Raw genomic sequence first — 25,253 nt, 5'->3', positions numbered from 1 at the left:
GGCGCCCGCCCGCTTGTCACCCGGCGGCGTCGCTGAGAACGCCCGCGCCGTCGCCAATCCATGAAAGACCGCATGTTAACGCAGGTTGACAGACAGATTCTAAAATCCTGGCGGCAATACGCCATCGAGCCGAGGATCGCGAAATTCACCGGCCGCGTCATGCGCAACACCGGGCCGCGGATTGCGATCGTCGGCAACTGCCAGAGTTTCGGCGTCGCCTACGCCATGAAAGTGCTCGATCCGAGCGCGACGGTCGACCATTTTTCGATGATCGCCCGCGCCCGCTCGACGATGGGCCTCTTCGTCAAGACGCTGGAGACCTACGACTACGTCTTCTCGCACGACTTTCTTGACGGTCATGTGCGCGGGGGCGGCTCGGAGGAACTACGCCAGCGTCTGCCGAAAACAATAATCTTTCCTGCGATCGGCTTCGCGGCCTTTCATCCCGATCTCGTCTATATCCATGATCTGACGCGCTTGCACGGTTTCGTCTCCGGTCCGATCGGAGCCTATCATTCAGCGATCGGGCTTTTCGCCTACCGCAAAGGCCTGTCGCTTGAGATGGCGAACGCCCTCTTCAACGAAAACGTCTTTGAGGCGCTCGGCTATTTGGACATGTGGAACGACGCGTCGCGCGAGCTGCTCGACGCCGCGCGCGACAAATATGGCGTCGATCTTTCGGCCGAGCTGATGAACTGGTCGCGCCGGGGCGTCTTCATGTACAGCACGGTGCATCCGATGAGCTTCGTGCTGTTCGATCTCTCCAAAAAACTTTTCGAGAAGGTCGGACTCAAGCCGCGCGCGGTGAATTTCAACTACTACGACATTCACGATCTTGCGCGCAGCGAGATCTTCCCGATCTATCCGCCGATCGCCAAGCGATATGGGGCGCAGGGCGGCTATATGTTCAAGCTGCAGAACCACCATATATCGACGACGGTGGGCGATTTCCTGAACCTGCCGCAGTTTCTTGCGTCCTGTTACAAGAGCTACAGCGCACATGATCTGTCAAAGCTCAGCAATGCGCGCGTCGACGCCTGGCTCGCCGACGAGGCGACGAGCGGATTGCTGATGAGATTGGCGCGGGAGAATTTCGCCGCGGGCCTCACGCCGACCCTGTGAGCTGATTGCGTCATTCCCGACGCGCGCAACGCGCGCGATCGGGAATCCAGAGCAAGACCAGCGCGCTTGGATCGGCCCTGGATGCCCGGTCAGGCCTTTGGCCTGCCGGGAATGACGTGGCCCAAATGCACGGATATCCGTACTATTTCCAGCGCGTGTCGAATTTCGACAGGTTGAACGGCGGCTTATAGGGATGCAGCGGATTTTCGCCGCTGAAGGGCGTCACCACGGTGAGAATGCGCTCGCGATGTTTCAGGGGCGCGAAACCCGAAGGGTCCAGCGCGCCGGTGAAGCCGATAAGATGCGCCGGATCGACATTGAGCTTGAACGCCGGCGGCGGGCGCATCCAGCTCTGCGCGGCCACATCCATATAGGCCGTCTTCAACATATGGTTGAGGCCCCACTGCGTCGGCACGAAGCAGGATTTGGCCGAATCCGACATGTCCCAATAATAGGTGTCGGGTCGCAATTCGAGCGTCGCGTCGCCTTCGAAAACCGCGATTGATCCTTCGTGCATGAGATGCCGCACTTCGGCAAATCCCGCGAAGGGGTCGACGAGATGGTAGTAGACGCCAAGACAGAGGACGATGTCGAAGGTCTCATTGAGCTTCGAGGCTTCGTAGATCGAAACGTTCTGATTGATCTCGACGTTGGACTTTAAAAGCTTCTTGGCGAGGCGCAGTCCGGCGCCGCTCGCCCAGTTTTGGCTCACGTCGTCGGTGGCGACAACGCGCTTGGCGCCCCGTCGCTCGGCGTAAAAGCTCCAGAATCCGTCCCAGCAGCCGATTTCGAGCACGCTCTTGCCGGCGAAATCGATCTTGTCGAGCTCGTTCTCGATGAAGCGCCAGATGCGACGGTGATCATCGGCTTGCGACACGCTGAGGGCGCGCAGCCCGTCTCCGAAATCGAACTCATGATACCAATGAATGGCGTCAATTTCTTTTTGCAGCGCTTCGCGCGAGGCTGCGTCCTGCACGTCCATCGAATGTTCCTTGGATAATTGCGTCAGGCGCGCGAAAGCGTCCACTCTGATCGCGCGGCGAGGGCGCGGAGTTTGCCTTTATTCCGCGCTCCATGCAAGGTGAGGACGCGCCGTCCCGACGCCGTCGAGACTCTCCATGTCCGTCGCGAAGGCGCGAATGCGCGGCGCGATCTCGTCGCGAAAGCGCGAGCCGTTGAAGACGCCGTAATGGCCGACGCCTTTCTGCACATAATGACGCTTCCGGGCGGCAGGAATGTTGGCGCAGAGATCCAGCGCGGCTTCGGTCTGGCCGACGCCGGAAATGTCGTCTTTTTCACCCTCGACGGCAAAGAGCGCCGTGCGGCGGATCGCTTTGAGGTCGATGAGATTGCCTCGGTGGCGCAACAGGCCGAGCGGCACCTGGTGGCGGACGAACACGCGATCGACGGTTTGAAGATAGAATTCTGCGGTCAGGTCCATCACCGCGAGATATTCGTCGTAAAAATCGCGGTGTCTTTCGGCGGAGTCGCCGTCCCCCTCGACGAGATGGTTGAACATTTCGAGATGCGCCGAGATATGGCGCTCGAAATTCATCGACATGAAGCCGGAGAGCTGCAGAAAGCCCGGATAAACTTGGCGTCCCATGCCCGCGTGCGGAAACGGCACGGTGTGGATGCAATGGCTGCGGAACCAATCCATGCCGCGCTGCTGCGCCAGCTTGTTGACGGCCGTCGGATTCACCCGGGGGTCGATGGGCCCGCCGATCAGCACCATGGATTCCGGGACGTCAGGATCGTTGTCCGCCTCCATCGCGGCGATCGCGCAGATGAGCGGCACCGAGGCCTGACAGATGCCAAGCGTATGCAAAGGCGTTTGGGTCGCGTCCAATGCAAGGAAGCACATGATTTCGCTGAGATAATCGACGTAATCATCGAGATCGAAGGTGCCGTCGACGAGCGGCACCGTGCGCGCGTCGCTCCAATCCGTGATGTAGACGTCATGGCTCGGCAGGAACGCCTCGACCGTGCCGCGCAGCAGCGTGGCGTAGTGGCCGGACATCGGCGCGACAATCAGCATTTTCGACTGTCGGGGCGCCGGACCAGTAAACAGCCGCTTGAAATGCAGCAGGCCGCAAAAGGGGCGGCTCCAGACAACCTCCTCGACGATCTCGACCTCGGCGCCGTCGATAACCGTCGTGTCCAAGCCGAACAGTGGCTTCCCATAGCGGCGAGTCATGCGCTCGAACAGCTCCGCCGAAGCGGCGACGTTGCGGCCGAACGACGTGTGATGCAGCGGATTGAGCGGATTCTTCATCGCGTGCAACATCGCGTCCGTCGCCGCCCGCGCCGGCGCGAAAGCCAAGTGCAACATTTCGTACAGCTGGTAAGACATACGGTCCATCTTTACGCTTCTCCCCGCCACCCCCGTCGCAGCCGCCGCGCTGCGGTTTCATGTTGCACTGCACAATCAAATTTATAACACATTCAAGATGGGCTAAGTTAGAAATCTGGCGAGCAGAGCTGTTGCGCCACGGACCTGAAAATTTGCAGTTCTGTCATATTCTCGCAGTCAAGGCCCCGACTGCAAGCGAAAACCAGAGCGTGGCGGTTGAAATCCGATAGAGCGCCAAAGCGCGGCGAATATCCGCCGCATTGGCCTCGCGCCTGCCGTCGCCAAGACTCGCGCCGTCCACCGCCTCCGCCCCGCCGTAGGAGCGTGGCCCGCCGAGCTTGAGGCCAAGAGCGCCCGCAGCCGCGGCTTCGGGCCAGCCGGCGTTTGGGGAGGCGTGATTCGGCGCATCGCGCCAGGCCGCCGTCAGCGCTTTGGCCGGGAAGGCGCCCCTCGTCGCCGAGGCGCCGATCGCCAGCAGGCCCGCAGCCGCGCGCGCGGGGAGAAAGTTCATCACATCGTCGCAGCGGGCCGCGGCCCAGCCGAAGGCGAGATAGCGCGGCGACTTGTGGCCGATCATGCTGTCGGCGGTGTTGACGATCTTATAAGCCAGCGCGCCCGGCAGGCCGAAGACCGCGAGCCAGAGCGCCGGCGCGACGACGCCGTCGGAGAAATTCTCGGCAAGGCTCTCGATGGCGGCGCGGGCGACGCCGGAGGCGTCGAGCGCCGATACGTCGCGGCCGACGATTTTCGCCACCGCGGCCCGGCCGTCCTCTACCGAAATCGCCAGAGCCTCCGCGACTGCGGCGACATGCGCATGAAGGCTGCGCTGCGCCAGAAGGCTGGACGCAACCACAGCGAGCGCAATCCAGCCGAGCGGAAGCGCGAGCGCCGCGCGTTCGATCAGCGCGCCGCTCCCAATCGCGACGACAAGAAGCGCGGCGAGAGCGAGAGCGCCTTTCGACCGTCGAAGCGCAAAGGAGTCGCTCTCACGGTTCAGTCCTCGGTCGAGCGCGGCGATCAGCGCCCCCATCCATGTCACCGGATGGCCGATCCTGCGAAACAGCGCATCCGGATAGCCGGCGCCCGCCTCGATGGCGAGCGCCAGAAGCGCAACGCCGAAATTCACCGTCCAAAAAGCGCGGTGATCGAGGCCTTGGCCAGCGCATTCTGATTAATGGTGAAGCCGGCGATGGCGGTGCGGCCATGAGCGGCGTCGCCGAGCTTCTCGGTCTTGAGCGCATAGACGGTGAAAACGTAGCGGTGCGGCTTGCCGGGCGGCGGGCAGGGGCCGCCATAGGCTTTGTCGCCGAAGTCCGTCTCCAAATGATGCGCGCCGGGCGGCAGATTTTTCCCCGAAGCGTCGCCTGCGCCCCGCTTCAGACCCCGAACGTCGGCCGGAATATCGACGACGAGCCAGTGCCAGAAGCCGGCGCCGCCCGTCGGCGCATCGGGATCGTGCACGGCGACAGCGAAGCTCTTGGTTCCAGGAGGCGGGTCGCTCCAATTGAGCTCCGGCGAGACGTTCTCACCGGTGCAGCTCATGGAATCATAGACATGCTTCATATCGATCGTCTTGCCTTCGGCGATGTCGGGGCTTGTGAGTTCGAACGCATGGGCGCCGCTCGAATCGGCGACGGCCAGCGCGATCAGGCCGAGAAAGGATGAAACGCTGCGCAACATGTAAGCGTGCTCCTCAAATCTGGAATTCGCCGCATCTTTAGCGGATCGGCGCGCTGGTGTCGCGCGCCCGCGCTTCGCGGTAAAGAGGGCGCATGAGCGATGCGGGAAGTGGGCGTCCTTTGCGCCGCGGCTGGACGACGGGCGCCTGCGCGACCGCCGCGACGCGCGCCGCCTTCGAGGCGCTGATGACGAACGCGCCGCCTCCCGATCCGGTCGAGATCGCGCTGCCGTCGGGAAAGCGCGTCGCCTTCGCGCTGGCGACCTTCGAGCGGGAAGCGGATGTCGCCCGCGCCGGCGTGGTCAAGGACGCCGGCGACGATCCGGACGTCACCCACGGCGCCCTGATATGCGCGCAGGTGCGCCGAGGCGCTCCGGGCGCGGGCGTGCGGTTTTTCGCGGGCGAGGGCGTTGGCGTCGTGACGCGTCCGGGGCTTCCGCTGCCGCCCGGCGAGCCGGCGATCAATCCCACGCCGCGCAAGATGATGACCGACACGATCCTCGAGGCGAGCGCGAAGATCGGCGTCGGCGTGGACGCCGACATCGAAATTTCGATTCCCGGCGGCGAGGAGCTCGCCAGACATACGCTCAACGGCCGGCTGGGGATCGTCGGCGGACTCTCCATTCTCGGCACCACCGGGATTGTGACGCCCTTTTCCTGCGCCGCCTGGATCGACAGCATCCATCGCGGCGTCGATGTGGCGCGCGCCAGCGGCCTGGCGCATATCGCCGGCACGACGGGCTCGACCTCCGAAGCGGCGGTGAAGCGGCTTTATGATTTGCCCGAGACGGCGCTCATCGAAATGGGCGATTTCGTCGGCGGACTGTTGAAATATCTTCGCGCGCATCCGGTCGCGCGCGTCACGATCGGCGGCGGCTTCGCCAAAATGACCAAGCTCGCGCAAGGACGGCTCGATCTTCATTCGGGACGCTCGAGCGTTGATTTTGCGCGGCTTGCCCAAACCGCGCGAGAGGCGGGCGCGGGCGAAGAGATTGCCGCGCTCATCGCCAACGCCAATAGCGCGCTCGAAGCCTTGCAGATCACGCGAAGCGCCGGGGTCGATCTCGCAGCGCCGATCGCGCGCGATGCATGGAGAACCGCCGCGCGGGCGCTCGATACGGCGGAGAGCGAATTGGAGATCATCATATTCGATCGCGAGGGCGCTCTGCTTGCCCGCACGCCGCTCCGAAAGGCGATTCATGGGCGCAACTGAAAAAACCAGCGCGTCATTGCGAGCGAAGCGAAGCAATCCACAGCGCCGGGACCCGTGGATTGCTTCGTCGCTGACGCTCCTCGCAATGACGGACGGACGATTGTTGCTTTCTCCGTCAGAACCGTTCCCATGTCATTCCCGACGCGCGAAGCGCGATCGGGAATCCAGAGCAAAACCAGCGCTGCTGGATCGGCTCTGGATTCCCGGTCAGGCCTTTGGCCTGCCGGGAATGACGCGCCCAGCGAACGGATTAACTGGAATTCGTTCGCCATGAACGAAAATCCGTATCTCACCCTTGTGCTCGGCGGCGCGCGCTCCGGCAAAAGCGCTTATGCGGAAAGTCTCATCGTCACGCATCCGTCGCCCTGGACCTATATTGCGACGGCGGACATTCTCGATGAGGAAATGCGCGCGCGCGTCGACGCGCATCGCGCAAGACGCGGCGGGGAATGGCGCACTGTCGAAGCGGCGCAAGCGCTCGTTGAAGCGGTTCGCGAGGCGCCAGTCGATGGGCCGCTGCTGATCGACTGTCTCACGCTCTGGCTGAGCAATCGGCTGCTTGGCGGCGCCGATCTTTCGCGCGATCGCGCCGCGCTTGTTCATGCGTTGTCGTCACGTTCGGCGCCGACTGTCGCCGTCTCGTCCGAGGTTGGGTTGTCGATCGTGCCGGATAATGCGCTGGCGCGTTCTTTCCGTGATGCGGCAGGCGAATTGCATCAGGCTGTCTCGCAGATTGCGGGAAGGGTCGCGCTTGTCGTCGCGGGCAATCCGCTGATCGTGAAGGGTCAGCCGAGCATCTGATTTTTGGGTTCCGCGCAGATTGAGTCTTGGGGCGCGTAATGAATCTTGTGGCGCGTAATTTGAAGGAGAAAGTTCATGTGCAACAGTTTGCTCAAATCAAAAATCCTTGTCGCTGTCGCCATCGCGGCCCTATTTGCGATCGAAGCTGCGTCGGGCGCCGAGCGCCTGCCAGCTTACGGCGCAAATCTGTCCGAGACTTCAGTGTCAGGGCTTTCATCGGGCGCCGCGATGGCCTTGCAATTCCATGTGGCGCATTCCGGCGTTGTCAAAGGCGCGGGGATCATCGCCGGCGTGCCTTACGACTGCGCGGAGCAGAGCTCTAATCGCGCGACCGGCAATTGCATGAAGCCGGACGCCGCGCATCCTGTCCCGGATCCGGCGCATCTTACGGACATCACCGACTCGCTCGCGCGCTCCGGCGCCATAGACGACGTCGCCAATTTGAACGATGCGCGCGTCTGGCTTTTTTCCGGCCGCAAGGACGGTGTGGTGCTTCCGGTCGTGATGGATGCGGCGCGCGACTATTATTCGTTTTATGTGCCGCCGGATCGCATCGTCTACCGAAACGACATCGGCGCGGGCCACGCTATGGTGACCGAGGACTATGGCGACAAGGACTGCGCCGCGACCAAGGCTCCGTTCATCGTCGATTGCGACTTCGACGCCGCGAAAGCGTTGCTCGAACAGATTTACGGTCCGCTCAATTCGCCGAGCGCGCAGCCTTCGGGAAAATATGTCGAGTTCGATCAGAAAGAATTTCTGCCCGACGGCAATCCCTACAATCACAGTTTAAGCGATGTCGGCTACGCCTATGTGCCGCATGCCTGCGCCTTGGAGACGTGCCGCGTGCATGTCGCGCTGCATGGCTGCAAACAGCAGGCCGCCCAAATCGGCGACGCATTCTATAAGAACGCCGGTTACAATCGTTGGGCGGATACGAACCACATTATCGTTGTGTATCCGCAAACCATCAGCCGCTGGGGCTGGGGCTGGCCGTTCTACACGCTGAATTTCGTATGGAACCCTAACGCCTGCTGGGACTGGTGGGGCTATGACAACGCCGAGCACCACACCAAGAAAGGTCCGCAGATCGCCGCCATTCGCGCGATCGTAGACCGACTTGCGACGAAGCCTTGAGTTTAGCGCCTAGCATGTGGCCATCGTTCGGGTCGTGTGGCGTTGATGGGGGACGGGCAATCTCGTCGCGCCAAAAGGCAGACGTCGCGAGGGGCCGAGAGCGCTTTTATTCTTGAGTTTGCACGAGCGACTGCCCGAAACAACTTGAAATCAATTGGCCCCAGTCCGGCCGAGGAAGTAGCCCCATATGCTAGGCGCAGCTCGGAACTGTCGGACGTCACTGCGTTCGCTCGACCCGGACGGCGTGGATAAAAAAGGGGTAAGGATATGAAAAGATCGCTTGGCGCGCTCATGGCATTTAGCGCGATTTCAATGGGCGCACAGGCGGCGGACTTGTCTTCCCGTAAATCTTCGCCGCCGTACTTGATTGCGCCACCTCCGCTTTGGACCGGCTTCTACGTTGGCGCAAACCTCGGAGGAGGAGTGCCGAATAGGGGAGCCGGCGGCGTAATCGGCGGCGGTCAGCTGGGTTACAATTACCAATTTTCGCCGCTGTTTGTTGCCGGCCTTGAAACCGATATCCAGGGATCAAGCATGAGTGGCGTGCATTGGTTTGGAACGGTTCGGGGACGCTTGGGCACAACTGTAGTTAATCCGACATTGCTCGTTTATGGGACCGGCGGATTCGCCTATGGTGGAAGCGGCGGCGCGCGGGCAGGCTGGACCGCCGGCGGCGGCGTCGAATGGGCTTTCGCTCCGAAATGGTCCGCGAAGGTTGAATACCTCTATGTCCGCCTTTCCCAGAACGAAGATTTTGGGCCACGTCGACATGGCGGCCAGGGATTCCACGTCGTGCGAGCGGGACTCAACTATCGCTTCGATCCATATGCATTTCTAAGCCCGCCAAAGGCCTTCTAAGCGTTCCCAAGGGTCGCAGATATTCCACGGAAACGCTGAGCCGCTTGGCGATGTTCATCACCATAGCGCGTTCTTTCCTATCAAGCGTGAAGACATCATGTGTAACAAAGATGTGTCGTCTCGACGGCGCAAACGGCTGACCGCGACGGCGGGAGCGCTGGCATTTGCTATTTGTTGTAGCGAATTGGCCGCGCTCGCCGGCGTCGTCTCAGTTGCGTCGGCGACTTTCGCACAAGCGGAGCCTGGCTGGGGACCGCCGCCTCCGGGGCCCGGCTGGGGACCGCCGCCTCCGCCCCCAGACTCGTGGGGACCACGCCGCAGACGATGGCGTCGATTGCCTCCACCGCCACCACCTCCTCCTCCGCCTCCCCTGCCTCCCCTGCCTTTTTTTTGACGAATGGCAGGTCCGATCGTCAGGACGGACACAAGCGCCGAATGCGAGGCGAAAGCGTCGATAAGCTTCACTAAAGCGCGGATTGCCGTCGCGTTCGAGGTGAACGCCGCGCCGTTGTCCGAAACGATCATGCTCGGGCGACCGCGCCTCGAGATCAACGCCAAACGATGGACGATTCGCTCACATGGCTTCTTGAACTTCTGAGGTGTCGTCGCCTGTAAACCAAGAAATGTCGTCGCCATCGCCCTTATCCGACCCCGCGTCGCGGGGCCACTCTCCCGCTTCACGGGAGAAGGGAGCGCCTTACGCTCCCGCCGCGTTCAGCCCCGTTTCGAGATCGGCGATGATGTCGTCGATATGTTCAATGCCGATCGAGAGCCGCACATAGCCGGGCGTCACGCCCGATGCGAGCTGCGCTTCTTCGGCGAGCTGCGAATGCGTCGTCGTCGCCGGATGGATGGCGAGGCTGCGCGCGTCGCCGATATTGGCGACGTGATAGAACATCTCCAGCGCGTCGATAAATCTGCGGCCGGCGTCGAGGCCGCCCTTCAGCTCGAAGCCGAGCAGCGCGCCATAGCCGCCCTTCAGATAGGCGTCGGCGCGCCGTCGCATCTCGCCTGTCTGCTGCGACGGATGAATGACCCGCGTCACTTCGTTGCGCTTACTCAAGAAGTCGACGACCTTCTGCGCGTTCTGCACATGACGCTCCATGCGCAGCGTCACCGTCTCGACGCCCTGCAGCGTGAGAAAAGCGTTGAACGGCGAGGGCGCCGGACCGAGATCGCGCAACAGCGTCGCGCGCGCCTTGATGATATAGGCGACCGGCCCGATCGGCTTGACCGCCTCAACCCAGACGGCGCCGTGATAGCTCGGATCTGGCGTATTCAGCGCCGGCTGACGTTGCGGAAATTTCTCCCAGTCGAAATTGCCGGAGTCGATGATGGCGCCGCCGATCGACGTGCCGTGTCCACCAAGATATTTTGTGGTCGAGTAAACGACGATCGCCGCGCCATGATCGATCGGCCGGCAGAGGATTGGCGCGGCGGTGTTGTCCATGATCAGCGGAACGCCGAGCTCCCGGCCGATCGCCGCCACTTCGGCGATCGGAAACACCGTGAGTTTCGGATTAGGCAGAGTCTCGGCGTAATAGGCGCGCGTGCGATCGTCGGTGGCGCGGCGGAAATTCTCAGGATCGGCCGGATCGACGAAGCGCACCTCGAGCCCTTGATCCTTCAGCGTATTGGCGAAGAGGTTCCAGGTGCCGCCGTAAAGATCGGTGGACGAGACGACATTGTCGCCGACGCGCGCGAGATTCTGAATCGAGAGCGCCGACGCCGCCTGTCCTGAAGCCAGCGCCAGGGCCGCCACGCCGCCTTCCAGCGCCGCGAGCCGCGCCTCCAAGACGCCGGTCGTCGGGTTGCCGATGCGCGTATAGATGTGGCCGAGCTCTTTGAGGGCAAAAAGATTGGCGGCGTGCTCGGTGTCGTGAAACTGATAGGAGGTCGTCTGATAGATCGGAACGGCGACGGCGCCGTTGGTCTCATCCGCGCGCCAGCCGGCGTGGAGCGCAATCGTTTCGGCGTGCGTGCTGTCGACGGCCATCATTTTCCTCCTAAAGCAGGTTCCGAAAAAGTTGATAGACGTTTTCGAAGAGAACCGGCTCCAACATTTTGATTTTGAGCGATTCCTAATCCCATCACATGACTCCATGTGATCGGGAAGCGCTGTGGCGTAAGCGCAAGCTGAATACGGCAAAGCGTGTGCGAGCGCTACATGGCGCGCTTCACGCCATTGCTAGTTTTGTTCCCTCCTCCATTTACCCGCGGGGCGAATGTTGCGCGTTGGCGCCCCGCCAGGGAGTTCGACATGAAGACAGGAATCGCCGTCATCGGAAGCCTCGCCCTCGCCTTTCTGGCGCCTGCGGCGTTGGCCGAGGAGGAGCAGCAGGGGCAATCGCCGCAACAACAGTCGGAACAGCAGTCACAGCCGCAGCAACAGGAGCAGGGCGTGACGTCGGGGCCGGCCGCCGGCACGCCTGTTGAGCCTTCGGGATCGGTGCAGAAGGACAATCCCAAAGCGGAGGACGTCAACCCAAGCGGCGTTTCCGGCCCAAGCGGCACCTCCGCCGGCGCGCCGGCGGTGGAGGGCAAGAAAGGAACACAGAGCGGGCAGGAATGGGCCCCGCCCGAAGAGATCAGGCGGAAGAAGGGGCCAACCTCTTAGCGTCAGTTCGAGCTGCGATCAGCGGCAAGAAAAACACCGGTCGGGAATCGCCGTGTGCGAATCGATCGGCGGCTTCGCGATGCATGGGCGACTGAACTCAGCGTCGTGAGAGTCGCCGATCGCCTTTCCACATGAATGCGAATCAAACATGCGAATCCAAGCTTGGCGTTATTCCTTGAGTCGAGGAACTCGCCGACTATAATCCGCCCCGGCCATAAATGAGCGCAACCCCGCGACTCGGGCCCAATCCAAAGGGGGATTCGCCATATGAAAAAACTACTGCTGTTGACGGCCGCAATCGCTGCGGGCGCAATGTTCGGCGCGCCGGTCCGCGCCGAAGATCAAAGCGAAGCGCCTGCTGCGGCGAGCGCAGCGCCCGCTGCGGTGAGCGCAGCGCCAGCCGAAACGGCGGCGCCCAGCGCGCCCGCCGAAACGAGCGCCCCGGCCGCCGAGAGCAAGCCCGTCATACCCCCCGATTCGGAGTGGGTGCATCCCACCAAGTGACTTTCTTCGCTAAGTGACTTTCTTCGCTGCATTTCCCGACTCTCGGGAAATGCAGCGGCTCGCCTCAGCATTCCGCCAGGACATCTGTGTCGTCTTTGAATGCGCGTGCGGCGCAGGCGAGCGCGAAGGCATATTCCAGCGCCGTGTCTTCAAGCGCTTCGAAACGGCCCGAGGCGCCGGCGTGGCCCGCGCCCATATGGGTGAACAGCAACACAGGTCCGCCGCCGCTCATCGTCGCGCGAAGCTTCGCGACCCATTTGAGCGGCTCCCAATAGGTGACCCGAGGATCACTCACGCCGGCGACGGCGAGTATCGGCGGATAGTGGTGCGCGCGCACATTGTCGTAAGGCGAATAGGATGCGAGGCGATCATAGGCTTCGGCGCTGGCGATCGGGTTGCCCCATTCCAGCCATTCGGGCGGCGTCAGCGGAAGATCGTCGCGCAGCATCGTATTCAGCGTGTCGACGAAAGGCACGCTGGCGATGATGCCGGCGAACAGCTCCGGCGCCTCGTTGGCGACAGCGCCCATCAGCAGACCGCCCGCCGATCCTCCCTGCGCGACGACGCCGCCTTCGCGCGTGTAGCCTGCCGAAACCAGATGCCGCGCGCAATCGATGAAGTCCAAGAAGCTGTTTTGCTTCTTCTCGAGCTTGCCGTCTTCATACCAGCGCCAGCCCTTGTCCGTTCCGCCGCGAATATGGGCGCGCGCATAGACAAAGCCGCGATCGACGAGCGATAGCGCGTCTTCGTTAAAGTGTGCCGAGAGCGCGTAGCCATAGGCGCCATAGCCGTAGAGCAGCAGCGGCGCGCCGTCTCCGCCGGGCGTGAAGTCGGCGCGATGCAGGAGCGTGATCGGCACGATTTCGCCGTCGCGCGCCGTTGCGAACAGGCGCCGCGTCACATAGTTCTTTGGATCGTGGCCGGAGGGAATTTCCTGGCGCTTGCGCACGACGCGCGTGCGCGCAGCCATGTCGTAGTCATAAGTCTCGTCTGGCGTCGTCATCGACGAATAGACGAAGCGCAGAATGTCGGTGTCGAATTCAAGCCCCGGATCTATCGACAGCGCATAGGCGTCCTCCTCGAAGTGAATCGCATGTTCATCGCCGCTGGAGAGCGCGCGGATGACGAGCTTCGGTAAGGAGTTTTCCCGAAGCAGCCAGACAAGATAGCGCGCATAAACGGTGAAGGAGTCGATCAAGACGCTGTGGCGATGGTGCACGACGTCCTTCCAGTTTTCGCGGCCCGGCTCGGCGAGCGGGGCGACGGAAATGCGGAAATCATCGGCGCCGTCGGCGTTGTTGCGGATGTAGAGAAGGTCGCCATGCGGCTCGACGTCGTAGCGCAATCGCGGTTCGCGCGGCGCGACAATGCGCGGCGTCGGATTGTCTTCGCGAAGGTCGATCAGCCAGCATTCCGTCGCGTCATGGCCGTGGATGGACACAATGGCGAAACGCCTGCAACGGCTTTCATGCAGGCTGACGAACCAGGCGCTGTCCAATTCCTCGATGATCAGCGCGTCGTCGGCGGGATCGGCGCCCACTTCGTGTCGAAAGACCTGCGCGGTGCGATGGTTCTCGTCGATCAGCACATAATAATAGGCGTTCGAATCGGCGCTCCAGACAATGGCGCCGTCGCTGTCGCTCACGACGTCGGCGCGGTCGAGGCCATCACTCAACGCCCTGGTGCGGATGTCGTAAAGCTCCGAACCCGCGTCGTCGACGCTCCAGGCAAGCTGCGCGTGATCTGGCGCATGCGCCGCGTCGCCGATGTCGAAGAAGTCGTGGCCCTTGGCGAGCGCATCGCCGTCGAGGAGCACGGTTTCGGCGCCGCCTTCCCGCGGCGTCCGGCAGTAGAGCGGATGTTCCGCGCCTTCATGAAAGCGTTCGTAATAGGCGTAAGGCCCATCCGGCTCGGGAACTTCGCTGTCATCCTCCTTGATGCGGCCGCGCATTTCGGCCACCAGCGCTTTTCGTAAATTCTTGAGCGGCGCCATGACGCGATCGCAGTAAATGTTTTCCGCCTTGATCAGCTCGGCGATGTCGGCGGGAAGAGCGTCGGGATCGCGCAGCACCTCGCGCCAGTTTTTGGCGGCAAGCCAGTCATAAGGATCATCAAGCACGCGGCCATGGATGACTCTGCGCGTGTGGCGCTGCGCCGCGACGGGCGGCGCCGCGCCTGCAAGTTCGAATCGCCAATCCGATAATTTCGCCGCCGTGTCGCGGGCCATGGCATCCTCCGCCGATTGTCGTCAGAGGCTTTTATCATCGCATGGCGCGCAACGCAGCGATCTCTCGGGCAGCGATCTCTCGGGCAGCGATCTCTCGGGCGGATGGGATCGAAGCAATTTGTAAATCAATCGCGCCTTAGCCTTGCCGCTAATGACCTGTCCGTTTTTGGATAAGGAGCGATTCATGCGTTACTCCCATGCTGCGCTCAGTCCGGTTTCCGTCGGCGAGCGAAAGATCTCCCGCCCTAATGTCCTTCCTGTGCGCCGTGCGTCCACGCTGCGCCGGCTCGCATGGAAGGTCATCTATTCGAGCTTCATCGCCGGCGTCGCGATCTACGTGTGGTGGCGGCGCTAGGCGGCATTTCCACGCTGCTGCGCTGCATCAAGACAAACTGTCATAAATCGCCTAAGCTAGAGGCGCGGCCGACGCGGACGCGCGCTCGCGCGTGATGGAGTCGCGCCGCAACTGGATCAACATGCGGCGTTGCGGCGCGCCTCGAAGCAAAGAAGAAATTTAAAATGTTCACCAATATGAAAAGCATCGCCGCTGGCGTCATTTGCGCCAGCCTCTCCTTAGGCGCCGCCGCGCTCGCCGAGCCGAAGGCGTCTACGCCAACTGACGCGCCGACCGCCTGGGCGCCGCCCGCCGAGATCGCGCCGAAGAGCGCCGCGCCTGCAGATGCGCCCGCGCCAAGCGCCGAAGCGCCTGCCGCCGCTGCGCAGCCAACGAGCGCCGCTCCGGCCAGGACGCATGCGGAGAGGGAAAAAGACTGCCGCGCGCAGGCCGAGGCCAAAGGGCTTCACGGCAAAGAGCGCAAACACTTCAAGACCGACTGTCTGAAGGGATGATAGGCCCGCCGGTCGCCTCGCGCGGCCGGCGACGCGAGAGCGCTTATCGATCACATGGAATCATGTGATCGATAAGGAATCGCTCCAAATAAAAGCGTTGGAGCAGGTTTTCATCGAAAAAGTCTGTCAACTTTTTCGGAACCTGCTTTAGTAGACGCGGTCGATGCAGAAGTCGACGACTTCGAGCAGCGCGCTCTTCCACGGCGATGCGGGAAAAATCTCCATCGCGTCGCGTGCGATGGCGCCGTAGTGCGTCGCGCGCTCAATCGTGTCGTCGAGCGCCTTGTGCTTCTTCATCAGACCGCAGGCGGTCTCGACGTCGCCGTCCTTGATCTCGGCCTTTTCCAGCGTGCGCCGCCAGAACTCGCGTTCTTTCTCATTGCCGCGACGGAAGGCGAGGACCACGGGGAGCGTGATCTTGCCCTCGCGGAAGTCGTCGCCGACATTCTTGCCGAGCTTGGCCGAGGAGCCGCCGTAATCGAGCGCGTCGTCGATGAGCTGGAAAGCGATGCCGAGATTCATGCCGTAGCTGCGCGCGGCGGCTTCATCGGCCTTCGGCTTGCCGCCGAGCATCACCCCGACTTCGGCCGCAGCGGCGAACAGCTCGGCCGTCTTGCGGCGGATGACGCCCATATAGGCGTCCTCGGTCGTGGTCGTGTCCTTGGCGGCGTTGAGCTGCATGATCTCGCCTTCGGCGATCACCGCGGCGGCTTGCGAAACCACGGAGAGCGGCGCGATGACGCCGGGCTCGACCATCATTTTGAAGGCGTGGCCGAGCAGGAAGTCGCCGACGAGCACGCAGGTCTGATTGCCCCACAGCATGCGGGCGGCGATCTTGCCGCGGCGCATGTCGCTTTCGTCGACGACGTCGTCATGGAGCAGCGTCGCCGTATGCATGAATTCAATGCCGGCGGCGAATTTCAAATGCCCGTCGCCCCTGTAGCCGCACATGCCCGCGGTGGCGAGAACGAGCATCGGCCGCAGACGCTTGCCGCCGGCGGAGATGAGATGATTGGCGACCTCGGGAATCGTCGTGACGTCGGAGCCCATGCGCTGAATGATCAGCTGATTGGTGCGCTCCAGGTCGGGCTTGATGAGTTCGAGGAGGCTGTCGAGGCCGGCGTCCTTTTTCTCATCGAGCGGAATGACGATACCCACGGACCCCCCTTAAGCCTTACGTTTTCTGGGGCGAACTTACGGCTTTGGGATGGAGGCGGCAAGTCGCCGAGGATGTTCGTGTTCCGTCCTTGTCCCGAATGAGCGCCCCGCGCAACGGCCGCCAAATGTCTCATATCATGCCCGACCGAAGAGTCGTCATGCGAGGTCGAGGCGGGGAGCCGCTTCGCCGCCTCCAGCGAGGCTCGCCGGCGCGTTTCTGCGCTTTCGCTCGGAGCCTCGGCGCGCGCGACCTCCCCACACGGGCGAGGCGTGCGCGCGGTCCGCCGTGGTAAGCCTCCCGACGCAATGACAAAACGCGGCGCAGAGTTTGACGGTTTTCTCGACGGGCGCCTGCGCCTGCGTCAAAGCGCCGCCGGCCATCGCTCCGGCACGGAGGCCGAGCTGCTCGCCGCCGCGACGCCCGAACATCAGCAGGGGCTCATTCTCGACGTCGGCGCCGGGTCGGGTGCGGTCGGACTGATGGCGGCGCTGCGCGCCCCTCGCGCGACCGTTGGACTTGTGGAGATCGACCCCGAGTCTTGCGCGCTCGCGCGTGAAAACGTCGCCGAAAATGCGCTGGGCGCAAGGGCGACAGTTTACGAAGCCGACGTGCTCGCCGCGAAATCGCGCCGCGCCGCTGCTTTGATCGACGAGAGGGCGGCGCTCGTGCTCACCAATCCGCCGTTTCATGACGCCGGCAAGGTGCGCGTCACGCCTGACGCCGCCAAGGCGCGCGCCCATGTCGCCAGCGCGCCGCTGATTGATTGGGTGCGGGCCTGTCTCGCGCTGCTCGCGCCTAGCGGAACTTTCGTGATGATCCATCGCGCCGACGCGCTCGCCGAATGTCTCGCGGCTGTGGAGGGCAGGCTAGGGGGCGTGTCGATCCAGCCGATCCACACGCGAACTGATGCGCCGGCGAAGCGCATTCTTCTCGCCGGCGTCAAGGGCTCGAAAGCGCCGCTGTCGATTTTGAAGGGCATCGTTGTCTAATACGAATTCCGGTTGATCAGTTCGCTGGGCCTGTCATTCCCGGCAGGCCGCAGGCCTGACCGGGAATCCAGAGCCGATACAGCAGCGCTGGCCTTGCTCTGGATTCCCGATCGCGCTCCGCGCGTCGGGAATGACAGGCGGCGACTAAGGCGGAACGAGCGCTACGCCGCGCGCTGCGACGCCGCGGGCGGGCTCGAGAGCTGCGGCTCCCAGTAATTGCCCTTATCAAACATGTGCCGCGCCTGCGCATATTGAAACATGATGCGCGCGACGATGGTGATGGTCTCGGGCTTGCGCACGGCGGCGCCCCAGACCTTGTTCCACATGCGGCCTTCCGCCTCGCCCATCTTGCGCACGTCCATGCCGACCTGCATCGCCTGCTGTTCGACCTCGCGCAGCGCTTTGGGGTCGAAGGGCTGCGGCGCCGGCGCCTTGCGATGGCGGCCGAACGCGCCGATCAGGCGCAGCATGCGTTCGCCGAAGGCGGCCGGGGCGTAGATCGCGTTGCAGAGATTCTGCATGCCGTGATGCAGTTCCTCCATGCTCATCGTCTGGCACTGGATGTTGGAGCTCCACGGCACCGCCTGGGTCTCGACGCCGCCGGTGATGAGGCGGCCTTCGCGGGTGATGCGGTCGAAGAGCGGCGTCGCTTCCGACGCCATCAGCGCGCCGAGGCTGAAGATCGGGATCGGCGTCGCCATGGCGAACTCATACTGCTGGGCGAAGACGCTCGGCCCGTCATGGTCGAAGCCGACGATCATGCCGCCCATCACCGACATGCCGTGGTCGACGAGCTTCTGAATTTCGTCGACGAGGCTGATCTTGAGATTCTGCCGCTTGCCGGTCTCGCGCAGGCTTTCGACATTGGGCGTCTCGATGCCGACGAAGACCTGCGTCAGGCCCGCCGCGACGCACATGTCGAGCAGCTCCTCGTCGCGCGTCGCGTCGATGGAGATCTGCGTGACGAACTCCATCGGACGATCGCGGCGCCAATGCGCGATCGCCGCGAGCAGCTCCTTGCAGTGCGCGCGGTAGGCGGTGAAATTGTCGTCGGCGAGGAAGGCCGTGCGATAGCCCGCCGCCCAGAGCGCATCGAGTTCGGCGAGGACGTTGGCGATCGGCTTGTGGCGCTGCTTGCGCCCCAGATATTGGATGACGTCGCAGAATTCGCATTCGAACGGACAGCCGCGCGAGGTCTGCACCGCGCCGAGAATCGCGCGGTCGTTGCGATAAAGGTCCCAGCGCGGCGGCGGCGAAGCGGCGAGCGACGGCTTGTCGCCGACATAGCTGTCCTTCGGCTTGCGGGCGCGAAGATCGGAGAAGAGGTCGCCGGCGATTTCCTCGATCTCGCCGCTCACCAGCACGTCGCAGTGATCGCGCAGCCGCGCCGGCGAAAGGCTCGCATAGGGGCCGCCGATGATGACGCGCTTGCCGCGGCGGCGGAATTCGTCGGCGATGGCGATCATGCGGCCGCGTTGGCTGACTTTGCCGGTGATCGCGATGTAGTCGGCGGGATGGTCGAAATTCACCGGTTCGACCGACTCCTCGCAAAGTTCGAAGGCGAAGTCCCTGGGCGCGAGCGCCGCGACGGTCGCCGTGGCGAGGTCCGCCATCATCACGCCGCCCGGCGCGCCCGACGCCGCCAGCGCCTCGCCGCCGAAATAAGTGGGAAAATCGCCGCCAGGATTGATGAGATAAATCGAAACGGACATGCACGACCCCTCATGCGATCCGAACCGTACGCTAATTGAACTTCGCAATCCCGACAAGAACTTGCCGTCATTCCAAATTGAATGATCGAGCGCAAATCACAAAAAAAGCGGCCGCTGGGGCCGCTTTTTTCGTGCGCAGGAAAAAAACGCTTAGAGCGCTTCCCGATCACATGGAATCATGTGATCGATAAGGAATCGCTCAATCAAAACGTTGGAGCAGGTTCTCATCGAAAAAGTCTATCAACTTTTTCGGAACCTGCTCTAGAGATGCGCGACGACGGCGAGCCGGCGAACCTCGCCGTTCTTATAAGCGCGCAGGAAGGCCTGATAGTCGCGGAACGACACGCAGCCGTTCGAATCGCCGTTCGGGCCGAGCATATAGGTATGCGCGAGAAGGCCGGCGCGGCCGAAGATCGCGCCTTCGCCGCCGACCGGGGTGAGGCGCAGCGCCTCGACGCCATGGAACAGCGCTTCGCGCGGCTTGAGATCGTAAAGATGCGGCGGCGTCGCGCCACGCATGCGCAAATGGACGTAGCGCGGATCGTCGAGATGTTGGCGCAGGCCGGAATGCGCCTCGAGCTTTGTGCCGTTCGGCAGATAGACCGTATGCGACGAGATGTCATAGACGGCGGTGTAGCGGTCGTAGCGCGCCGCAGGTCCGACCGCCGCGCCGGCCGCGCCGCCGAGGATGCCGGATTTGAGGTCCGAAAGCGTGCCGCCGTCCGGTGCCGCATAGGCGAGCGCCTGGCCGCGCGGCTGCTGCTGACGCGCCTCTTGCGCCGATTGCGCGGCGTCGCCGAGCCCAAAGAATCTCTCGAAAATCGAGCGGTCGTCCGGCCCCGAGCCGGGCACGACGGTGGTGCGCGCCATGCGGCGCAGCGAGCCTTCATAGAGGCCGCGATTGGCGACGGTGAGTTCGACCGGGCGGCGCGGCGGCAGCGGCGCGTCCTCCGCCGAGGCGATCTGATCTCCATCGATGTCTTGGCGCTCGGGAACGACGGCGGCCGGCGTTTGCGCGGCGGGCTGGATGCTGGCGTCGAGGGCGCCGCGCATGGTCGTTTCGGCGAACGCCAGCGTCTGCGGCCGGCCGCCGAGGCCGACGATGGCGCCGTAGGGATTTTGCGCGCCGGCGGCGCTCTGCCTGAAGGCCGCCGCGGCTGTCTCAGTAGACGGGCGCTGCGAGAGCGCCCACCACCCCGCCGACAGGCTCACCGCAAGCGCGACGCCGGCGATGACCAGATGGGACGAGCTCTTGCGAGAATAAATGCGACGATCCAAAGAAATGAAATCGATTGGCGCACCGATCCCTTGCATCATCCGCCCCTACCTCCGATTTACTCTTCCGTCGCAAGGCTCTGAGCTTCGCTGACATTTGCGCGAAATCGCGTCAAAGTTCGGCGAAAGCCAGAACTGCACGGAACGCCTTCACATATTCTCACCAGAACTAAGCGGCCTTGCTTTGGCTGCTTTAGGGCGAATTCTTGTCCGCGCTTACGGTAAAGACGAATAGTTAAGGCTTTGAAAACGCCCGCTTTCGCGAAATGTCCCGCCACGGCGCGGCCAAGTTTGCCGCCGCTTTGGCGGCCAGATTAAGGCTTTGCCGCAGGCGCGCTTTGGTTAAGCGCGAGGGCGAAAGCTGCGCTGCTTCAAATCGTTCTGAAAAGGGGACGCGGTCTGAACTATTTGAAGCGCCAATCGGATGCAAGGTTGGCCGTAACGGGCGCGTTGAGCCGCCGCGGCGCAGTCGCGGGGCGCGATCTCGCAGCGCGCGGGCGATTTCGGAAGGGTTGCGCTGAGAAGGGCGGCAGGATCGCACGACGACATCATGCCCGGCGCGGTTGGGGCCGAATTGAAGACCGGGACGTCCGACGTTGAGCCGCACATATGTCGACGATTTTTATAAGCTGGCGATCCCGGCCGATTCGATCGCCCGCGCGATTGAGCCGCCGGCGGATGTCAATGTGAATTAGATTGTGGTGAGGCCGACCGTGCAGGAGTTTTAAGGGAAAGAGCATAGCAATTGGATCTTGATCCCTCTCCAACTACGAGAAGTTCAGCATATGATAGCGAATCAGGTCGACGTAGCAGTTCATATGTTTGGCGCGAGCTTTCGTTATGCGGGCTTGATTCCGGCAAGAGGGGTTTTCGAAACATGAGTTTAGCCGCGGTAGGAAAAACATTTGCTGACTTCGAGATAGGTGCGCCCGACGCTGAAGCCGATCGGCGGCTGGCATCTTATTTTGTGAGAACGCCGTACGTTGATTCAGCACTTAATCTTCGTCGAGCTCTTTATCTTGGTCGTAAGGGGTCAGGAAAATCCGCGCTATTTACTCAGCTTGGTCGGCTGATAAACGAGGCAGGATACACAAGAAGTCTCGTTATCGCGATCACACCTGATCAGTATGCTTGGAATGCGCTCAGGCAGTATTCCGAAGGAGGACTTCTTCCGGAACAAGCTCATTCGAATGCCTGGAAGCTGACTATTGCTATTGAAATTGCTGCTGCGTTGTCTTCGGTTGCTGTCGACGAGCTGACGGACGCGGGTGCTAAGGAAGCCTGTCAAACGCTGAGGACCTTCCTTGAGCAGAACTATGGAAGTGCCAGCAAGCCAAACCTCATGGCATCGGCCACTAGGTTGCTCAAAGGCATCAAAAGTTTCAACGTTTCCGCGTTCGGATTTGGAGCAGGGCTCACCCGAGAAATTGAAGACCAGTTACTGACGCCACAGATCATAGATTCCCTGCTTGAGTCTATTTCACGAATTTCCAGGGAAGTGGGAATTGTAGTTGCACTGGACAAACTCGACGACTCTTGGGAAGGATCTGATCAATCAAAGCAATTGCTCATTGGTTTGTTGAAGGCGAGCAAGGAATTGAATGACAGATTCCGAGGAGACTCGCCTGCCAACGGCTTGGCTGTTTTGGTTTTTTTGAGAACAGATATCTATGAGGGTCTCCGTTTCGATGACAAAGATAAGCATCGCGCGACGGAAGAAAACATTGTTTGGACTCCTGAGCTGCTCAAGGACATGGTGAAGGAGCGGCTACCGGAGGGTGTAGCAGTTGATGAGCTTTTCGAACCAGGAGAAATGCGCGGCTCGATCTCTCCCTTCAATTACATTGTAAAGCGAACGTTTCTTCGGCCGAGGGAGGTGCTGCAGTTCTTGCAGGAGTGCATTCGGCGTGCTGGACCGAGCGCAACATTTATCACGAAAGATCAAGTAAGAGAGGCCGAGGAGAGATATAGCTCGTGGAAGGTAGAAGATCTTAAACAAGAATATCGACGCTTATATCCTGATTTTGACGAGTTGCTAGAATCATTGCGGCAGGGCTTGCACCGATACGATTCTATGGAAGAAATTGGTCAGCATTTGCAGGATCGTATTCCCAGATTGGTGGACGAATACGGCACTCGAAGAATTATTGAGCTTTTATTCAATGCCTCGGCAATAGGTGTCCGACTTGGTAATTCCGGATCAGCAAAGTTTAGGTCTGAAGATAGTGATTTGGTCCTTCCTGCGGTGGGCGCTGTTTACGTTCACCAATGTCTCTATCGCGGTCTGAGCCTGCGTGAGAAGCGCGCGCGAGAGGACGGTGGGTTGGAGGATGTAGAGGAAAGACAATAATAGGTTCGAGCTGCGTTGACCTTACTAAGGTGCATCCCTAGACCGGATACCCAATGCCAACTCGTGCAGGTCTCCCATGCCCACCGTCTCACCCCATCTCTCCCCCATCCGCTCCTTCCAGGGGCTCATTCTCACCCTGCAAAACTTCTGGGCGGCGCAGGGCTGCGTCATCCTGCAGCCCTATGACATGGAGATGGGCGCGGGCACCTTTCATCCCGCCACGACGCTGCGCGCGCTCGGGCCAAAGCCGTGGCGCGCGGCCTATGCGCAGCCTTGCCGGCGTCCCAAGGACGGGCGCTATGGCGAGAACCCCAACCGCCTGCAGCACTACTACCAGTTCCAGGTGATCCTCAAACCGTCGCCCCCCGATCTGCAGGAGCTCTATCTCGCCTCGCTCGCCGCGATCGGCATAGATCCCAAGCTGCATGACATCCGCTTCGTCGAGGACGATTGGGAAAGCCCGACGCTCGGCGCCTGGGGGCTCGGCTGGGAATGCTGGTGCGACGGCATGGAGGTCTCGCAGTTCACCTACTTCCAGCAGGTGGCGGGCTTCGAATGCGCGCCGGTCGCCGGCGAACTCACCTATGGGTTGGAGCGTCTCGCCTGCTATCTGCAGGGCGTCGACAGCATCATGGAACTCAATTTCAACGGCCGCGACGGCGACGAGAAAGTCACCTACGCCGACGTCTTCCTGCAGGCCGAGCAGGAATATTCGCGCCACAATTTCGAGGCCGCCGACACGGGAAAACTTTTTGAAGATTTCAAGGACGCCGAATCGGAATGCGAGCGCCTGCTGCATTTTGGCGCGGGCTCGGGCGACGAGATGCATCTCATGGCGCTGCCGGCCTATGACCAATGCATCAAGGCGAGCCACGCCTTCAATCTTCTCGACGCGCGCGGCGTGATCTCGGTGACCGAGCGCCAGAGCTATATTCTGCGCGTGCGCGAACTGGCGAAAGCCTGCGGCGCGGCCTGGCTGCGCACGGCGGGCGGCGGCGCGAACGGATAATCGCTCGCGCTATTGCGAAAGCCTCAATCGGCGCCCACCTCGATAAGAGGTAAAGCGTTTGTCATGCGCGTTGGCGCACATCTTTCACGATCATCGCCATGCATCACTAAGCGCGAGACGGGAAACCGTCTTGCGCCGTTGGCGAGTAGCGGCGCGTCGCGCGCCTGTCCTGTCTTTTGCCAGGAACCCAAGAGATATGGACGGGCGCGCGCTTCTTGACCACGTGCTGGTTTTGTTCTAGTCATGTTCCGTGTTCATCCTCGTTAGCGGATCGTGCCATGTATCAGCCTCGTTATCCGTCTTTCAGCATTTCTCGCAGCGTCTCTCGCAGCGCCTTCGGGCAAACGCTTGCGGACGCCGCGCCGCGCGGCCAGGCGCTTCAATCGCTCGCCGAGACGGATTCGCTGCGCAGCCGGTTCTTTTCCTGGCGCGGCGCTTCCGGCCGCCGCTATGTGTGCTCGGTGTTTCAGTCGGGCGAGGCTTCTTTCGTCGCCGACGTGACGAATGGCGTCGTCATCGGCGTCGCGCGCGAGGGCGCGACGACGCGGCCGGTCTGCGCCTTTCTCGCGCAGGAACGCGACCGCCGCGGGCTGCGCGAGATCGCGCGGGAGCTCGGCGTCGCCGAATGGCATGTGCATTTTTGCGCCGACGCCGCGTCGCTGCGCGATCTTTCCGCGTCACTGCTCAACTGATCAGGCGGACCTGTCTGTAGCGTAAGCGTTGCGTCACGAGTTTCGTGCGCGCAAGCGTTGCGTCATTGCGCAAAAGCGTTGCGTATGGCGTCGCGTCAAAGCGGCGTCGGCTCATCGCCGGCGCCGCCGGTCGCGGGCCCGGCGGCTCTGCACGACTGATGATCGAGCCGGCGGACGACCTCGGCGAGTTCGGCGTCATGGATGTCGAGCCGCAGCAGATGTTCGTAGGTGTTGCGCACATAGGCGGGATTGTCGCCATTGAGGCCGACGCCCTCGGCGATCAGGCGAATCATCTCGTCTTCCGGCAGCCGCCCGGCATATTGGATATGCGTGCGGTCGACGACATAGGCGAGGGCCTTGGCGCCGCCGCCGTCGACAAAGCGCACGCCGAGCGTTTTCTCCAGATAGACCGAGGTGACCAGTTCGCGTTCGCGCAGATAGCGAATCGTTTCGGCGCGGTCGCGCCCCGCGATCTTGAAGGCGACGCCCTGGCAGGAGCCGCCGCGATCCAATCCGAGCACCAGTCCCGGCCGCTCCGGCGTGCCGCGGTGGACATGCGAGAAGATGCACAGCGCCCGGTGATAGCCGTGCACCCAGGCGAGCGCGCTGTCGATGAAGTCGAAGCCCGGCCGCCACATCAGCGACCCGTAGCCGAACACCCAGAAATCTTCGTCCCGCGGACTGGCTGAACCCATTCTTCGCCTTTTA

General features: G+C 62.3%; 23 protein-coding genes. 13 read left to right on the top strand and 10 right to left on the bottom strand.

All coding sequences use genetic code 11. From position 1 onward, the window contains the following. Positions 1–72 precede the first annotated feature (72 nt). Positions 73–1,122 carry a WcbI family polysaccharide biosynthesis putative acetyltransferase gene (locus tag HUN39_RS06210; RefSeq protein ID WP_175093597.1) on the top strand — a complete coding sequence of 350 codons (1,050 nt, stop codon included), beginning with the start codon at positions 73–75 and terminating at the stop codon, positions 1,120–1,122. 142 nt (positions 1,123–1,264) lie between these two features. On the opposite strand, the gene HUN39_RS06205 is transcribed toward HUN39_RS06210, so the two are convergent. The 4 genes from HUN39_RS06205 to HUN39_RS06190 all read right to left on the bottom strand — a co-directional run bounded on the left by HUN39_RS06205 (position 1,265) and on the right by HUN39_RS06190 (position 5,155). Next, complete coding sequence (locus HUN39_RS06205; RefSeq protein ID WP_175093596.1) at positions 1,265–2,104, bottom strand: class I SAM-dependent methyltransferase; 840 nt, start codon at positions 2,102–2,104, stop codon at positions 1,265–1,267. 78 nt (positions 2,105–2,182) lie between these two features. Beyond that, entirely contained in the window at positions 2,183–3,484 is a 1,302-nt protein-coding gene (locus tag HUN39_RS06200; RefSeq protein WP_175093595.1) for a polyhydroxyalkanoate depolymerase, read from the bottom strand. A 154-nt stretch (positions 3,485–3,638) separates the two neighbouring features. Beyond that, positions 3,639–4,601: an adenosylcobinamide-phosphate synthase CbiB gene (gene cbiB, locus HUN39_RS06195; RefSeq protein WP_175093594.1), complete on the bottom strand. Its 963-nt coding sequence runs from the start codon at positions 4,599–4,601 to the stop codon at positions 3,639–3,641. Continuing rightward, complete coding sequence (locus HUN39_RS06190; protein WP_175093593.1) at positions 4,598–5,155, bottom strand: YbhB/YbcL family Raf kinase inhibitor-like protein; 558 nt, start codon at positions 5,153–5,155, stop codon at positions 4,598–4,600. Before HUN39_RS06190 ends, cbiB begins: the two co-directional genes overlap by 4 nt. 92 nt (positions 5,156–5,247) lie before the next feature. Between HUN39_RS06190 and HUN39_RS06185 the strand changes: the two genes are divergently transcribed. The 4 genes from HUN39_RS06185 (at position 5,248) to HUN39_RS06170 (ending at position 9,162) form a co-directional block, all read left to right on the top strand. Then, positions 5,248–6,366, top strand: a complete 1,119-nt coding sequence (locus HUN39_RS06185; RefSeq protein WP_175093592.1) for a cobalt-precorrin-5B (C(1))-methyltransferase — start codon at positions 5,248–5,250, stop codon at positions 6,364–6,366. 270 nt (positions 6,367–6,636) lie between these two features. Then, positions 6,637–7,167: a bifunctional adenosylcobinamide kinase/adenosylcobinamide-phosphate guanylyltransferase gene (gene cobU, locus HUN39_RS06180; RefSeq protein ID WP_175093591.1), complete on the top strand. Its 531-nt coding sequence runs from the start codon at positions 6,637–6,639 to the stop codon at positions 7,165–7,167. Positions 7,168–7,242: 75 nt separating this feature from the next. Continuing rightward, positions 7,243–8,304, top strand: coding sequence for an extracellular catalytic domain type 2 short-chain-length polyhydroxyalkanoate depolymerase (locus tag HUN39_RS06175; RefSeq protein WP_175093590.1), 1,062 nt, complete (start codon positions 7,243–7,245; stop codon positions 8,302–8,304). 267 nt (positions 8,305–8,571) lie between these two features. Then, entirely contained in the window at positions 8,572–9,162 is a 591-nt protein-coding gene (locus HUN39_RS06170; protein ID WP_175093589.1) for an outer membrane protein, read from the top strand. A gap of 697 nt (positions 9,163–9,859) precedes the next feature. On the opposite strand, the gene HUN39_RS06165 is transcribed toward HUN39_RS06170, so the two are convergent. Further along, a complete protein-coding gene (locus HUN39_RS06165; protein ID WP_175093588.1) occupies positions 9,860–11,158 on the bottom strand; it encodes an O-acetylhomoserine aminocarboxypropyltransferase/cysteine synthase family protein in 1,299 nt (432 codons plus the stop codon). A 264-nt stretch (positions 11,159–11,422) separates the two neighbouring features. Between HUN39_RS06165 and HUN39_RS06160 the strand changes: the two genes are divergently transcribed. Further along, positions 11,423–11,779: a hypothetical protein gene (locus HUN39_RS06160; protein WP_175093587.1), complete on the top strand. Its 357-nt coding sequence runs from the start codon at positions 11,423–11,425 to the stop codon at positions 11,777–11,779. A gap of 267 nt (positions 11,780–12,046) precedes the next feature. Beyond that, on the top strand, positions 12,047–12,283 hold the full coding sequence (locus HUN39_RS06155) for a hypothetical protein (RefSeq protein ID WP_175093586.1): 237 nt from the start codon (positions 12,047–12,049) through the stop codon (positions 12,281–12,283). A 64-nt stretch (positions 12,284–12,347) separates the two neighbouring features. Here HUN39_RS06155 and HUN39_RS06150 read toward each other — a convergent pair whose 3' ends face one another. Continuing rightward, positions 12,348–14,510, bottom strand: a complete 2,163-nt coding sequence (locus tag HUN39_RS06150; RefSeq protein WP_175093585.1) for a S9 family peptidase — start codon at positions 14,508–14,510, stop codon at positions 12,348–12,350. A gap of 184 nt (positions 14,511–14,694) precedes the next feature. Here HUN39_RS06150 and HUN39_RS06145 point away from each other — a divergent pair, with 184 nt between their 5' ends. Together HUN39_RS06145 and HUN39_RS06140 are read left to right on the top strand one after the other, a co-directional pair. After that, positions 14,695–14,865 (top strand): hypothetical protein, encoded by a 171-nt coding sequence (locus tag HUN39_RS06145; protein WP_175093584.1) that lies wholly within the window; start codon positions 14,695–14,697, stop codon positions 14,863–14,865. Positions 14,866–15,029: 164 nt separating this feature from the next. Continuing rightward, the gene (locus tag HUN39_RS06140) at positions 15,030–15,359 is read left to right on the top strand and encodes a PsiF family protein (protein ID WP_175093583.1); all 330 of its coding nucleotides are present in this window, start codon (positions 15,030–15,032) and stop codon (positions 15,357–15,359) included. 147 nt (positions 15,360–15,506) lie between these two features. Here the strand turns inward: HUN39_RS06140 and HUN39_RS06135 are convergent, their stop codons facing one another. Beyond that, entirely contained in the window at positions 15,507–16,517 is a 1,011-nt protein-coding gene (locus HUN39_RS06135) for a polyprenyl synthetase family protein (protein WP_175093582.1), read from the bottom strand. A 306-nt stretch (positions 16,518–16,823) separates the two neighbouring features. Here HUN39_RS06135 and HUN39_RS06130 point away from each other — a divergent pair, with 306 nt between their 5' ends. Continuing rightward, positions 16,824–17,507 (top strand): tRNA1(Val) (adenine(37)-N6)-methyltransferase, encoded by a 684-nt coding sequence (locus tag HUN39_RS06130; RefSeq protein ID WP_175093581.1) that lies wholly within the window; start codon positions 16,824–16,826, stop codon positions 17,505–17,507. A gap of 161 nt (positions 17,508–17,668) precedes the next feature. Here HUN39_RS06130 and HUN39_RS06125 read toward each other — a convergent pair whose 3' ends face one another. Further along, positions 17,669–19,219 (bottom strand): radical SAM protein, encoded by a 1,551-nt coding sequence (locus HUN39_RS06125; protein ID WP_175093580.1) that lies wholly within the window; start codon positions 19,217–19,219, stop codon positions 17,669–17,671. Between the two features lie 261 nt (positions 19,220–19,480). Further along, entirely contained in the window at positions 19,481–20,536 is a 1,056-nt protein-coding gene (locus HUN39_RS06120) for a DUF2778 domain-containing protein (protein WP_175093579.1), read from the bottom strand. 835 nt (positions 20,537–21,371) lie between these two features. Between HUN39_RS06120 and HUN39_RS06115 the strand changes: the two genes are divergently transcribed. The 3 genes from HUN39_RS06115 (at position 21,372) to HUN39_RS06105 (ending at position 24,545) form a co-directional block, all read left to right on the top strand. Further along, on the top strand, positions 21,372–22,844 hold the full coding sequence (locus HUN39_RS06115) for a P-loop ATPase, Sll1717 family (RefSeq protein ID WP_175093578.1): 1,473 nt from the start codon (positions 21,372–21,374) through the stop codon (positions 22,842–22,844). 76 nt (positions 22,845–22,920) lie between these two features. Beyond that, on the top strand, positions 22,921–23,853 hold the full coding sequence (locus HUN39_RS06110) for a glycine--tRNA ligase subunit alpha (protein ID WP_175093577.1): 933 nt from the start codon (positions 22,921–22,923) through the stop codon (positions 23,851–23,853). Positions 23,854–24,131: 278 nt separating this feature from the next. Beyond that, positions 24,132–24,545: a hypothetical protein gene (locus HUN39_RS06105; RefSeq protein WP_175093576.1), complete on the top strand. Its 414-nt coding sequence runs from the start codon at positions 24,132–24,134 to the stop codon at positions 24,543–24,545. A 95-nt stretch (positions 24,546–24,640) separates the two neighbouring features. Here the strand turns inward: HUN39_RS06105 and HUN39_RS06100 are convergent, their stop codons facing one another. Next, a complete protein-coding gene (locus HUN39_RS06100; RefSeq protein WP_175093575.1) occupies positions 24,641–25,240 on the bottom strand; it encodes a gamma-glutamylcyclotransferase in 600 nt (199 codons plus the stop codon). Positions 25,241–25,253 lie beyond the last annotated feature (13 nt).

The sequence above is a fragment of the Methylocystis silviterrae genome (assembly GCF_013350005.1).
GTDB lineage: Bacteria > Pseudomonadota > Alphaproteobacteria > Rhizobiales > Beijerinckiaceae > Methylocystis > Methylocystis silviterrae.
The sequence above is the reverse complement of the archived record's forward strand: the minus strand, read 5'-3'. Positions and strand labels throughout refer to the sequence as shown.